The organism is Microbispora sitophila, assembly GCF_014892245.1.
Lineage (GTDB): Bacteria > Actinomycetota > Actinomycetes > Streptosporangiales > Streptosporangiaceae > Microbispora > Microbispora siamensis.
This window is the reverse complement of record NZ_JADBGC010000010.1, coordinates 40,819-52,903: the sequence shown is the minus strand read 5'-3', so window position 1 is coordinate 52,903 and position 12,085 is coordinate 40,819. Positions and strand designations below refer to the sequence as shown.

Genomic DNA, 12,085 nt, shown 5'->3' with positions numbered 1-12,085 from the left:
GGCGTGCACGCTGCGGGAGCCTGCGGTCAGTCCTGCCCGCCCGCGACCGTCTTGATCAGACGCAGCAGGTCGTCCAGGTCGGCCTCGAACTCCGTGTCGAGGTCGGACGGCAGGTCAAGCCACGGCGCGAGCCTGGTGTGGCCGGGAAGCTCGCCCTCGGGCAGCCGGCCGCGGCGGCCGCGCGGGTCGAGGGAGCCGGCGCCGAAGCGGCCGGAGGCCTCGGAGGCGGCGAAACCGATCACGAAGGTGGCGATCAGGCGCTCCAGCCGGGGCACCTCGCGGTCCGGAACCCCGGCCTCGATAAGCGCGGTGTAGATGAGGTCCACAACCCGCACGGCGTCCGGTGTGACCGCCGGACGGGAGAAGAGCAATTGCGCCGCCCAGGGATGTCGCCGGGTCATCGTACGGACGGCGTGCCCGAGGGCGGCGAGCCGTTCGTCCCATGCCTGACCCTTCCCCGCGTCCGGCGGCAGGAGCCCGGCGAGAAGCCGGCCGACCATGCCGTCCAGGAGTTCGGCCTTGTCGCTGACGTGCCGATAGAGCGCCATCGGCGTCACTCCGACACGCTCGGCCAGCGCACGCATGGAGACCTTGCCGATGCCGTGCTCGTCGGCGATCGCCAGCGCGGCGTCCAGGATCTCTTCCCTCCTGCCACTCACGTGTATACAGTGTAGACGTATACGGCGTAGACCTGATGGAGGCGGGATGCTCGTCGCGGAAGGGTTGGTGAAGCGCTACGGCCGGCGTACCGCGCTCGACGGCTTCGACCTCGCGGTCGCGTCCGGCGAGATCGTCGGCCTGATCGGGCACAACGGAGCGGGCAAGACGACCTTCGTCGAGGTCGTCACCGGCCTCGTACGCCCCGATGCCGGCCACGTACGCATAGCAGGTCGTTCCGGTCGTGCCGTACGCCGGCTGCTCGGCGTGGCTCCGCAGGAGTTCGCGCTGTACAACAGCGTCAGCGTGCGCGACAACCTGCGGCTGTTCGCCGGACTGGCCGGGCTGCGCGGGCGGCGCCGGGACACGGAGATCGCCCGCGTCCTGGACGAGCTTCACCTCGCCCCGCTCGCGGACCGGCCCGCCGGCGTCCTGTCCGGCGGCCAGCGCCGCCGCGTCCAGGCGGCCACCGCCATGGTGGGCTCGCCGCCGTTGCTGCTGCTGGACGAGCCGACCGCGGGCGCCGATCCGGAGACCCGCTCGGCCCTGCTGGCAGCGGTCAAGGCCCGCGCCGAGGCGGGGGCCGCGGTCCTCTACACGACCCACTACCTTCCGGAACTCGTGGATCTCGACGCGACGATGGCGCTCGCCCGAGCCGGTCGGGTCGTCGCGCGCGGCACCCAGCAGGAGCTCACACGAGGGCTGCCCGGCGAGCTCAGGGTCACCTTCGCCGACCCCGCCGAGCCCGAACTGCGTCTGCCGACCGTCGATCCCGGCGCCGACCTCGCCGCGTTGCTCGCCGCGGGCCGTACGCCCACCTCCGTCGACGTACGCCGTCCCAGTCTGGACGACCTCTACCGTGCACTGGAAGCCGGGAAGGCTCGTGATGTGGCCGCGTGAGTCCGTGTTCCGTACGGGTGTCCTGGTCCGTCACAACCTGCTGCTGATGCTGCGCGAGCCCGGTCCGCTGCTGAGCAGGATGATCCTGCCGCTCGCCTTCCTCACCCTGTTGCGCCCGCTCTACGTGGCCGCACAGGGGCGGGCCGCGGGCACGGAACAGGCCGTCGTCGGCACCCTGGTCACCTTCTCACTGCTCGCGCTCAGCATCTCGGGCAGCTCTATCCTCACCGAACGGCTCGGCCGGACCTGGGACCGCATGCGCGGCACGGCTCTCCACCCGGCGGAGATGCTCGCCGGCAAGGCCGTGCCCGTCTTCGCCGCTCTGCTCGCCCAGCAGTTGCTGATCGTCGGCCTCGGCGTGTGCGCCCTGGACCTGAGCGTTCCCCACCCGCTCCCGCTGCTGGGCGTCCTGCTGTGCTGGAGTTGCACCCTGCTCGGCATCGGCGCGCTGCTCGGCGTGCTTGTACGGAGCACGGGCGAACTGTCGGCGGCGTACGACATCGGCGGCATGCTGCTCAGCAGCCTGGGCGGCGCGCTCGTCCCGCTCGACGCCCTGCCGAGGTGGGCCGCCGCCGTGGCGCCGGTCTCTCCCGGGTACTGGGCCGTCCAGGGCCTGCGCGCCGCCGTCGCCGGGGATACGCACACCGTGGCGACGGCCTGCGGCGTGCTGCTCGTGGTCGCGTCGGCCTCCGGCGCCCTGGCCGCTGTCCGTCTGCAGGGGCGCGGCGGACGCCTGGTCGCGCTGTGATCCCATGTCTAGTCGAAGAGCGCGCTCGTCTCGATCTTGATCGCGAACGGTTCCGGCAGTTCCAGGACCTCGCCCTCCTCGGCGGTGACGATCTGCCGGTACGCCTGCCGGTGGTAGTCGAGGGGCTTCAGATCGGAGAGAGGATCGCTCATTAGCGTCACTCTGCGCGGAGACGTCACGGGGTCCACGATCAGGTAGAGCGGTACGCCCGCTCGCGCGTAGTCGAGCGGCTTCTCCCGCCAGTCGACCTTGTACGTTCCGGGCGAGCACACCTCCACCACCAGAAGAGCGCAGTACCCGAGCATGCGCATGGTATCGAGCTGCTCGACTTCGTCCGGGGCGACCATCAGATCGGGCAGCCGAAGGTCCTGGTACGGCGGGATGTACACCCCCCAGTTGTGGTGGAACCGCCAGCCGTTCGCCAGCTTCAGAGGGATCAGCAGATTGGAGAGCCTGTCGACGATGTATGTGCTCTCCCTTCCCATGGGCGGCGTCACGACGACCTGCCCGAGACGAATTTCGGCCCGATAACCGGCGTCGTGGAGTTGCATGCACAGGTGCAGCACCTCGTCAGGGAGCTCTTGGGGCTCTTCGGGCTCCCCGGCCTCTGGGGGCTCGTGCTCGTCGGAGACGGGAGTGTCGGGGACGGGAGCGTCCTGCTTCTGTGGGACGGGGTGGTCGTGCCTGCCGTGCTTGGTCGGCTTCGTGAGGGCCATCTCGCCGTCCTCTCCTGCTCCTCCATGTGATGGTACGGAAGGTTCCGGAACGCCACGGAAAGTAACAGGGGAGTGAGGCAAGGGAGATTCTTCGGAGGGGGCGGCGAGGTGAAGGAAAGCCGCACCGAGAGGAGGAAAACCGGCTCTGTGAATCGGGTCATGAGTGACGAACCTGCCGCAAACGTCCCCCGCCGGGATCGGGATTCTCCGCGGGCGCGATTACTTGTTCTGCCGACGCCGGCTATTCGTGATCGGCTATGAATGGCCTATGTCGGTTTTGCGGATGGCGATGGCGGTGGCCTGCGTCGCGGCGGTGGCCGGGTGTTCGGCGTTGGCGGGGCTGAATTCCCCGGAACCGCCGGATCTCACCCTCCCTCTCGACGCCTACGGTCTCGGCGCGAAGGATCGTGCCCAGGTGATACGAGCCCGGTTCATGCTGATGGAGGAATGCATGCGCCATATGGGGATCGATTTCCGGTTACCCGCCGTCGAACCGGTGACCGACCAGCGCAATGTCGATCTCCTCGGGTGGCTCGACCCTGAAAAGGCCAAGAAATCCGGATATCTGCAAGAAGAGCGGCATCCGGATGAGATGACCGGCGTCCCGCCGTACTCCGCCACCGACAAGGAGTTCTATGTGCTGGAAGGAAAGGTCCGGAGGTTCCACGGGCGGACGGTGCCGTCCGGCGGCTGCATGGCCAAGGCCGACGCCCTGCTGAACCGGGGAGCGCGGGGCGTGGCCCCGGCGGATACCGACAAGAGGTTCGACGAGGACGAGGTCCCGCGTTACGTCGACAGCGCGGTCGACCTCGCCCTCAAGGACCCGCGGATCGCGGCGGCCGAACGCGAGTGGAGCGACTGCATGCGGTCGGAGGGCTTCGACTACCCGAGCACCGGCCAGGCCGCCGGAGACCGGCGCTGGGCGGCGACCGTCAACGACGACTCGATCGGCCACACCCCCAAGCCACGCGGCACGCGGGCCGAGATCGACACCGCGGTCGCGGACGCGGAATGCCGGGCCGAGACCGGCTACTCCGCCGTCCGCCGCACGGTCCACGTCGAGGCCCAGAACCGGGTCATCGACCGGAACCGGGCCCGGCTCGACGTCATCAGGTCGCTCAACCAGGCCCGCCTCGCCAACTCCGCCAAGGTCCTCGACGGCACGCTGACCCTGTCCTGGTGAGGTTCACCTCAGGTAGTGGAACGTGGGCTTCGGATGCATGAGGAAGTCGTGGTGGGAGATGTTCCACGCGTACGCCCCGGCCATGGCGAAGGCCACGACGTCGCCGACGGCGAGTGCGGCGGTCACCCCGCGCGCGAAGACGTCCTTGGGGGTGCAGAGCCGCCCCACCAGGGTCACCGGACCGTCCTCGCCGTCCTCGCTCCTCGCAAGGACGGCGAACGGCTGGTCGTGTCCCTTCGTCACCGGGGTCCGCAGGTGGTGCGTGCCGCCGGACAGGACGGCGAAGCGCTCCCCGTGGACGCGCTTCACGTCGAGCACCGTCGTGAGATACCACCCGCAGTAGGCCGTCAGGGCGCGTCCCGGCTCCACGCGCAGCGTCTCGCCCGGCCGGGCCAGCGCCCGCAGGCCCGCGCCGTACGCCGCCCAGTCGAACCGCTCCTCCGGGCGGGTGTAGGAGACCGCCATGCCGCCGCCCAGGTTGAACTCGCGCAGCCCGAGGCTCCTGCCGTACGCCAGGACGGCCTCGGCGAGCGTGAGCAGGCCGGGGGCGGCCAGGCCGCTCGCGAGGTGGGCGTGGACCCCGCGCAGCCGCACCGGCGAGGACCCGAGCAGGGCCAGGCACTCGGCGATCCCGTCCGGGTCCATGCCGAACGGCGTGGCGCCGCCGCCCATCGCGAGGGCCGCGCCGGTGACGTTCACGTCGAGGTTGACCCGCAGCAGCACGTCCGCCGGTTCGCGCAGACGCCGCAACTCGGCCGGGCTCTCGACGTGCCACCGATATGCCGAGGGGGCGAGAGCCAGCTCGGCGCCGGTCTTCCCCGGTCCGCCGAAGCTCAGCGGGACCTCCGGCAGCGCCGCCCTGACGTGTGCGAACTCGCCGCCCGAGGAGACCTCGAAGCCGTCCACATGCGGCGCGATCGCCCGCAGCACCTCGGGGTCGGGATTGGCCTTGACGGCGTAGCAGATCTCCGTTCCCGCCAGGGCGGCCCGTACGCCGGCCGCGTGGCGGGCGAGCCCGGCCAGGTCGTAGACGTAGGCGGGGACGTCGTCCAGCGACTCGGCGGCCTTCCGCACGCCCGCCGGAACCTCGATGCTCATCGGTGCTCTCCTTCCGCCACGCCGAACGGGTTCGGGACGGGCACGTATCCGGCGGTCCGGTCGGCCGCCCTCGCCCAGCGCACGCCCAGGTTGGCCTTGGCCGGCAGCGGCGCCCCGGCCAGCAACCGCGTCAGCGGCGCGAGCGGATCGAGACCGGCCGCGTGGCCGGCGACATAGCGCTCCAGGCACTCCCGGGCGACCGCCCACAACGCGCGCAGGACGCCGTCGGCCGTGCCGGCCACCGTCGCGGCCACCTCCGCCAGATGGTTGACGAACAGGCAGTAGGCGACCCGGTCCCAGCCGCGCGCGGCGTCGTACGACAGGGGGCCCGCCACCTCGCCCGGCACGCCGGTCAGGTCGTGGCGGCCGGCGACCAGCTTGGTGCCCTCCAGGTCGCGGAAGATCGCCTCGACCGGCCACCCGGCGGCGTCGAATCCGACGAGCACGTTCTGCACGTGGGCTTCGAGCACGACGCCGTGCCGGAAGAAGGCGTCGAGCACCGGGAACGCCACGCGCTCGACGTACGCCTCCCACCACGCGACCGGGTCGGCCGCCCGGCGGGCCAGGACGGCCGCGGGAACCCCGTCGGCACCGGCGGCCAGGGCGCCGGCGAGGACCGGCGTGGTCCCCGGCCCGCACACCGCCCACGGGCCGGTACGCACGATCACCCCGAGCCCTTCGAGCAGCCGGGTGCCGAGGGCGGCCGAGCGGTAGCCGGGCTCGGGCAGCCACCGTGTGCCGGGGAAGCGCCGGACCAGCCGCTCGAAGACGGGAGCGAGCCGCCGGGTCAGCTCGACCGCGCCGGACAGCTCATACCACGCGTTCTTCCGCACGCAGTTGGTGATCCGCACATCCAGGCTGAACTTCAGGCACATGCCGGTGCCCGGGTCGTACACGGTCCTGACCGACGACGTGGGCACGACCGCGCGGGGGCCGGTCCCGAGGTCGACCAGGCGCCCGTCCGCGAGCGGTTCGCGCAGGTCGGCGGCCAGCAGGTCGAGCTGCCAGGGGTGGGCGGGCAGTGGGACGTATCCCGCCGGCGCGTCGCCGAACGCGTCGAGCGCCGCCGTGCCGCCCTCCTGGGTGACCAGGTCGGCACGCACCCCGAGCAGCCGCGGCGCGAACCGGGCGTGCGTCTCCGGCGCGTAGTCCAGCCAGCCGTCGCCCGAGCGGGCCTTGGGAGCGGGGTGGAACGGGTGCCCGGCCACGAGGGCCTGCTCGGAGGCGAGCCACGGGTCGGCGGGCGGGACGGCCCGCGCGCGGGCGGCCAGGATCGCCGCGACCGCCTCCCGCCCGGCCCGCACCTGGGCGGCGAACTCCGCGTTGCCGCCATCCAGCTCCCGTTCCACCAGCGCGACGAGCAAGGGCAGGGCGAGGGGCCGCCAGCGTCCCTCAGCCAGATGCTCGGGCGGGCCGTCGAAGCGCAGCGCGATGCCGCCGCTGACCCGGACGCGCACCGGCGTCCCGGCCACGCGGAGCGTCAGGTGGGGCCCGGCTGCGCGCACGTGACCACGGGGGCCGCCGACCTCGCGCAGCCAGCAGCGCAGCAGCGCCCCGAGCGCCGCCTCCTCGGCCGGGGCGGCGTGCGGGTCAAGCAGGAGGCGGTCCATCGCTCAGGCACCCCTCAGGTAGTTGGGGCCGGTCGTGCCGTAGAACTTGTTGACGTCCCTGGCCCCGGTGCGGTCCTTGGCCACGAGCGTCCCGGCGACGACCATCGACTTGCCGGTGAGACGGGCGGCCTCCAGCGTGCGGGCCCGCAGCAGCCGGGCCATCGGGTCGTCCCCGTACGGCTCCAGCGCGGCCGCCAGAGCCCGTCCGACGAGCGTGGCGGCGGAGCCGGGCAGCGCGCCGTGGGCCACGGCCATGGCGGCCAGATGCAGGGTGATCGTCACGAAGACGTCGGCGAGCGCGTAGGGGTCGTCGGTCAGCATGCGCTCGTCGCCGAAGCCGGGCGCCTCGATCCCCGCCGCGTACAGCCGCCGGGGTGAGGCCAGCAGTCCGTCGTTGTCCTTGACCAGCAGCCGCATGGGCCCGTCGCCGAACACCAGCGCGAGGTTCTGCTGGTGGGCCTCCAGCGCGACGCCGTACCGGACGAACAGCGTGACGTTCCACGCGAGCAGCGCCGTGAGGTAGTCGCGCAGCAGCGCCTCCGCGTCGCCGCCGTGGTGGCGCTCGGCCACCTCGTGCAGGACGAGCCGCCCGCCGGAGTCGGCGAGCGGCGCGAGCAGGGCCGCGACCGGCACGATCTCCCCTTCGGGCAGGGCGCGGACGAGCCAGCCCAGATATTCGTGCTCCGCGTGCCCGTAGGTCTGCTCGTCGGCCAGGCGGACCCGCAGGCCGGGCTCGCGCGCCAGGATCTCGCGCAGCAGCGACTCGGCCAGCGCGCCGTCTCTCAACGTGCCCGGTTTGATCGAGCGGCGGTTGCGCAGGCCCAGCGTGCTCGCCGGGAGCGGCACCTTGAGATGGACGCGCTCGGAGACCTCGACCGTACGAGTGGACAGGGTCGGCCGCACGGTCACATACGGCCGCGGACCGGCGACCAGCCCGGGAAGCCCGGCCACCAGCGGCTCCGTCAGCGGGTGGACGGGAAGGAGCACGTGCGTGCGGGACAGGCCGGGCGGCAGCCCGACGTCTTCGGGCGCGGGCCACCAGCCGGGGAGGTCCGGCCGGGAGAGCGCCACCCGCTCGCGCGGCACCGCCGTCCACCGCATCGCGAACTCCGGCGCGAACTCCGGGGCGTGGGCCGCCAGGTCGGCGGGGGAGATCCCGAGGCGGCATCTGGCCGTCGGGTAGAGCGGATGGTCCACCGCGGCCGCCAGCGACTCGTAGCGGATGAGGCCGTGCCGCCCGCGCAGCCGCCGGGCCACCTCGCCGCGCATCCGTTGGTGGGCCTCCAGGGCCGCGAGCGTCTCATGACACTCCCGCTCGAAGGCGGCGACCCCCTCGCTGTCGGCGGGGTGGGCGACGGCCTCCAGCGTCTCCAGCACCTCCGCCAGGCGCAGGCGCTCGTACGGGGCCGTGGCGAAGTCCTGGAACGGGTTGCCCGCCGTGAGCCCGACCCGCCGGCCCGAGGCGAGGACGATCGCGACCCCGTCCCTGTCGTGGGTGACCCTGGCGGAGATCCCGGCGTAGTCCTCCCGCAGCAGGGCGTTCAGCACCCGCGCGGCCAGGTAGCGCTCCCGGTCCGTGATCTCCTGATCACCGGGGGCCGCGGGGATCATGCGAGCACCCAAGGGTGCTCCTTCCTGAAGGTGTCGATCGCGGCGTCGACGCTCGCGCGGTCCGGGCCGACGGCGCGGAGCAGGCCGAGGTAGTCGCGGTTCGTGCCCGTCACCTCGACATGATCGCCGATCTCGCGCAGCGCCCGGTGCCACAGCCGCACGCCGTCCTCCCTTCCGGGCGGGGACAGGTCCGCCGGGTAGAGGTCAGGCGGTGCGGCGGTGACCGTGCCGGAGCGCTCGGCCACGAGGCTCACCACGGATCCGTACGCCGCGCGAAGGCCGTCCGGATCGAACACCGGCACCGGTTCGCCCGCGTGGACGCGCAGGATCCACTGGTGCAGGGGGACACCGAGCAGGTCCGCCAGCAGGAAGTCGCAGTTGTCGCCGATCAGCCGGTAGTTGATCTCGATGACGCGGGGGCCGTCCCGGGTGACGGCATACTCGGTGTGGCACACGCCGAAGCCGACCCCCGCCGCGTCGAGCGCCGCGGTCAGATGAGGCAGGTGGCCGGCGTCCGGGGGCCGCCAGTCCAGGCGCTCCTCCACGAAGTGCGGCAGCGGGCCGAGCGTGGTGGCGAACCCGCCGAGCACGTGCCGCGCGTCGCCGTCGCCCAGCGTCTCCAGCGTGCGGAGCGGCCCGTCGAGGAACTCCTCCGCGACCAGGACCTCCTCCGGCCGCCGCTCCCTGATCGCCGCGACGGCGGCGGTCAGCGCGTCCGGGCCGTCCACCAGCACGACGTCCTCGCTGGCCACGCCCAGCGCGGGCTTGACCACGACCGGGAACGGCAGGTCCTCCGGCACCTGCCCGCCGGGCGGCAGCCGTACGGACCTGACCGGTTCGACGGCGGCGAGGGCGCGCCGGGTGAGCGCCTTGTTCTTGGCGGTGACGCAGGCCCGCCAGTCCTTGCCGGGCAGGCCGAAGTACGCGGCGGCGAGCGCGGTGGCGGCCTGGAGGTGGTCGGAGTTGGAGAAGATCACATCGGCCCGGTGGTGAGAGGCCACCGCGTCGATCACCGCCCGAGGGTCGCGGACGTCGGCCGCCACGACGTCGTACCCCGAATACCGATCAGGCTGGTCGGTGAGTATCGTCACGTCCCAGCCCAGCGCGGCCGCGGCGGGAAGGAATCCGCCGGTCACGGAGTCGGTCGGGTTGAGCGTGGTGAGGTACAGCCGCACCGGCCCTCCATAGGTAAGGCTAACCTAAGCGACTGCATCCTAGTCGGGGCGCCGATCATTTGACCGGCGAACGGCCATGGGCGGGAAGATTGCCGGGGCGGCGGCAGTGGAAGGATGACGGCGTGGAAATCGCGGACGGACTGCTCGGCCCCCTGCTCCTGGCGAGGAGCGCCATCGACAGATCGGCGGCCCTGCGTGGCGACGAGGAATGGCTGCGGCGCGCGTGGGAGGCGGAGAAGACGAGAGTCCTCCTCATCCACGACGGCCGCACGCTGGTCCGCCGCTTCACCGACGGCGCGGCCCTGGTGCTCACCTCGCCGGCCGAGGCGCCGGAGGGGACGCGTTACCTGCTGGGCGTGGACGAGGACGGCGTGCCCTACTTCGCGGTCAACGCGCCGCTGCCCGAGCCCCTCCAGGGCACCGGCGACGTGGCGGGCCTCAGGGAGGCCGCGGTGCTGCTGGACGACCGCGACGCCGGGCTCCTCGTCTACGCGGTGGCCCTGGAGGCCTGGCACGCGACGCACGAGTACTGCCCGAGGTGCGGCAGCGTCACCGACGTCACCGCGTCGGGCCACATGCGGGTGTGCCCGCGCGACGGCAGCCAGCACTTCCCGCGCGTCGACCCCGCGGTGATCATGCTGGTGCACGACGACGAGGGCCGCATCCTGCTCGCGCGGGGCCCGGAGTGGCCGCGGGGCCGGATGTCGGTGCTCGCCGGGTTCGTCGAGCCGGGGGAGTCGCTGGAGCACGCGGTGGTCCGCGAGGTCCTGGAAGAGGTGGGCGTCGCCGTGACCTCGCCGCGGTATCTCGGCAGTCAGCCCTGGCCGTTCCCGCGCAGCCTGATGCTCGGCTTCTTCGCCCGCGCCGTCACCACCGACCTGCGCCCCGATCTGGAGGAGATCGCCGAGGCCCGCTGGCTGTCCCGGGAGGAGCTGGAGGCCGCGGTGCGTTCGGGCGACCTGGTGCTGCCCGGCCAGGTCTCGATCGCCCGGCGGCTGATCGAGACCTGGTACGGAGCGCCGATCCCCGACACCGGCTGGTGAATCAGCAGGCGCCTTCGAGGTGCCGCTTCACCTCGGCCACCGAGGGGTTGGTCATGGTGTGGCAGTCCGCGACCACCGTGGGGACGACCTGGTTGCCGTTGTTCACGCTCGCGACGAAATCGGCGGCGTCCGGGTGGCGCTCGATGTCGACCTCGCTGAAGACGATGCCCTCCCGGGTGAGCTGGCTCTTCAGCCGCTTACAGGGGCCGCACCAGCTCGTGGTGTAAACGGTCAGCGCCATCTGTCGTCCCTTCCGTGCGCATCACTGTTGCCGAGAGCAGTCATGGCAACATCGCGAGCGCGCCGCGTGTTCCCGGCTACGCGGCCGCACGCCCCAGCCGGGCGATGATCCAGGCCTGGACGGTCTCTGCGACCCCCGGCTCCCGGTACAGCGGGGCGCTGTGCTGGGTGCCGGCCATCGTCTTGACGGTCATCTGGACCCCGACGCTCTCCAGCGACTCCTTGAGTATCTCGCTCTGGTAGGGCGGGACGAACTCCTCCGAGGAGTGGATGGTGAGCATCGGCGGGTCACCGGCCGAGGCGTGGAACGGCACCTCCATGCTCGACCAGACGCGCGGGCACTTGGCGGGTGTGCAGCCGCCGGCCAGCCTGATGGCCGCCTTGCGCAGCTTCTGCTGCTCCTTGCTGCCGAACACGCTGCCGTCCGCGAACGCCGACAGCGGCGAGACGGGCGGGGAGATCCCGACGACGCCGCGCAGGCCCGGACGGCCGTCGCCGTACGCGCCGACGGCGGTGGCGAGGTGGCCTCCGGCGGAGAACCCGACCAGGACGTAACGGTCGGGGTCGGTGTTGAACATCGCCGCGTGCCTGCGCACGGCGTTGACGGCGGTCAGCACGTCGGTGCGCTGCGCCGGCCAGGCCGCGTCGCCCGACAGCCGGTAGTCGAGGTTCACGACGGTGTAGCCGAGCTGGGAGTAGCTGCGGCTGATCGACGTCATGTACTTCTTGTCGCCCCCGGACCACCAGCCGCCGTGGATGACGAACACGGCCGGGCGCCGCGGGCCGGCGGTGTGCCACCACACGTCCATGATCTGGCGCGCGTGCGAGCCGTACGCGTAGGTGCGGGTGCGCACGTCGGACGGCGTGAGCGCGGGTGAGGGCGAGGCCGACGGGGACGGCGAGGGGGACGGGCTCGCGGAGGGCGAGGCGGAGGGCCCGGCGGAGGGAGTCGCGGACGGAGCCGGGGAAGCGGAGGGGTGATGGACGGGGTCGCCCGCCGAGGTGGCCGCGTGGGCGTCCGGCGGGGCGAGCATGAGGGCGGTGAGGGCGGCGACGCCCATCCCTAAAGCAGTTCGGACCGCGGTAGCCACGGCGTGTTCCTCC

At 72.5% G+C, this 12,085-nt stretch carries 12 protein-coding genes; 4 read left to right on the top strand and 8 right to left on the bottom strand.

Translation table 11 applies throughout. The annotated features are described in order from the left end of the window. Positions 1–26 precede the first annotated feature (26 nt). Positions 27–659, bottom strand: a complete 633-nt coding sequence (locus IL992_RS19515) for a TetR/AcrR family transcriptional regulator (RefSeq protein ID WP_193204801.1) — start codon at positions 657–659, stop codon at positions 27–29. 46 nt (positions 660–705) lie between these two features. On the opposite strand from IL992_RS19515, the gene IL992_RS19510 reads away from it, so the two are divergent. Both IL992_RS19510 and IL992_RS19505 read left to right on the top strand, forming a co-directional pair. Beyond that, complete coding sequence (locus tag IL992_RS19510) at positions 706–1,557, top strand: ABC transporter ATP-binding protein (RefSeq protein ID WP_193204800.1); 852 nt, start codon at positions 706–708, stop codon at positions 1,555–1,557. Between the two features lie 4 nt (positions 1,558–1,561). Next, positions 1,562–2,305, top strand: coding sequence for an ABC transporter permease (locus IL992_RS19505; protein WP_319018676.1), 744 nt, complete (start codon positions 1,562–1,564; stop codon positions 2,303–2,305). Positions 2,306–2,313: 8 nt separating this feature from the next. Here the strand turns inward: IL992_RS19505 and IL992_RS19500 are convergent, their stop codons facing one another. Next, a complete protein-coding gene (locus IL992_RS19500; RefSeq protein ID WP_193204799.1) occupies positions 2,314–3,021 on the bottom strand; it encodes a Uma2 family endonuclease in 708 nt (235 codons plus the stop codon). A gap of 268 nt (positions 3,022–3,289) precedes the next feature. Here IL992_RS19500 and IL992_RS19495 point away from each other — a divergent pair, with 268 nt between their 5' ends. Next, complete coding sequence (locus tag IL992_RS19495; RefSeq protein WP_193204798.1) at positions 3,290–4,204, top strand: hypothetical protein; 915 nt, start codon at positions 3,290–3,292, stop codon at positions 4,202–4,204. 3 nt (positions 4,205–4,207) lie between these two features. Here the strand turns inward: IL992_RS19495 and IL992_RS19490 are convergent, their stop codons facing one another. The 4 genes from IL992_RS19490 to IL992_RS19475 are packed head-to-tail and all read right to left on the bottom strand — an operon-like array spanning position 4,208 to position 9,698. Next, on the bottom strand, positions 4,208–5,302 hold the full coding sequence (locus tag IL992_RS19490; RefSeq protein WP_193204797.1) for an alanine racemase: 1,095 nt from the start codon (positions 5,300–5,302) through the stop codon (positions 4,208–4,210). Further along, entirely contained in the window at positions 5,299–6,912 is a 1,614-nt protein-coding gene (locus IL992_RS19485) for an IucA/IucC family protein (RefSeq protein WP_193204796.1), read from the bottom strand. The genes IL992_RS19490 and IL992_RS19485 overlap by 4 nt, the downstream gene beginning before the upstream one ends. Positions 6,913–6,915: 3 nt before the next feature. Beyond that, on the bottom strand, positions 6,916–8,535 hold the full coding sequence (locus tag IL992_RS19480) for an IucA/IucC family protein (RefSeq protein WP_226873403.1): 1,620 nt from the start codon (positions 8,533–8,535) through the stop codon (positions 6,916–6,918). After that, positions 8,520–9,698 (bottom strand): ATP-grasp domain-containing protein, encoded by a 1,179-nt coding sequence (locus IL992_RS19475; RefSeq protein ID WP_193204795.1) that lies wholly within the window; start codon positions 9,696–9,698, stop codon positions 8,520–8,522. Before IL992_RS19475 ends, IL992_RS19480 begins: the two co-directional genes overlap by 16 nt. A gap of 128 nt (positions 9,699–9,826) precedes the next feature. On the opposite strand from IL992_RS19475, the gene nudC reads away from it, so the two are divergent. Further along, complete coding sequence (gene nudC / locus IL992_RS19470; protein ID WP_404804774.1) at positions 9,827–10,741, top strand: NAD(+) diphosphatase; 915 nt, start codon at positions 9,827–9,829, stop codon at positions 10,739–10,741. Position 10,742: 1 nt separating this feature from the next. Here nudC and IL992_RS19465 read toward each other — a convergent pair whose 3' ends face one another. Then, the gene (locus IL992_RS19465; RefSeq protein ID WP_030507399.1) at positions 10,743–10,982 is read right to left on the bottom strand and encodes a mycoredoxin; all 240 of its coding nucleotides are present in this window, start codon (positions 10,980–10,982) and stop codon (positions 10,743–10,745) included. 76 nt (positions 10,983–11,058) lie between these two features. Next, complete coding sequence (locus tag IL992_RS19460; RefSeq protein WP_319018675.1) at positions 11,059–12,072, bottom strand: alpha/beta hydrolase; 1,014 nt, start codon at positions 12,070–12,072, stop codon at positions 11,059–11,061. Positions 12,073–12,085: the final 13 nt, after the last annotated feature.

Excerpts from the sequence above, each read along its gene's own strand:
- IL992_RS19510 (WP_193204800.1), top strand. The coding sequence starts at position 706 with ATGCTCGTCGCGGAAGGGTTGGTGAAGCGCTACGGCCGGCGTACCGCG.
- IL992_RS19490 (WP_193204797.1), bottom strand. The coding sequence starts at position 5,302 with ATGAGCATCGAGGTTCCGGCGGGCGTGCGGAAGGCCGCCGAGTCGCTG.
- IL992_RS19485 (WP_193204796.1), bottom strand. The coding sequence starts at position 6,912 with ATGGACCGCCTCCTGCTTGACCCGCACGCCGCCCCGGCCGAGGAGGCG.
- IL992_RS19495 (WP_193204798.1), top strand. The coding sequence starts at position 3,290 with ATGTCGGTTTTGCGGATGGCGATGGCGGTGGCCTGCGTCGCGGCGGTG.
- IL992_RS19500 (WP_193204799.1), bottom strand. The coding sequence starts at position 3,021 with ATGGCCCTCACGAAGCCGACCAAGCACGGCAGGCACGACCACCCCGTC.
- IL992_RS19465 (WP_030507399.1), bottom strand. The coding sequence starts at position 10,982 with ATGGCGCTGACCGTTTACACCACGAGCTGGTGCGGCCCCTGTAAGCGG.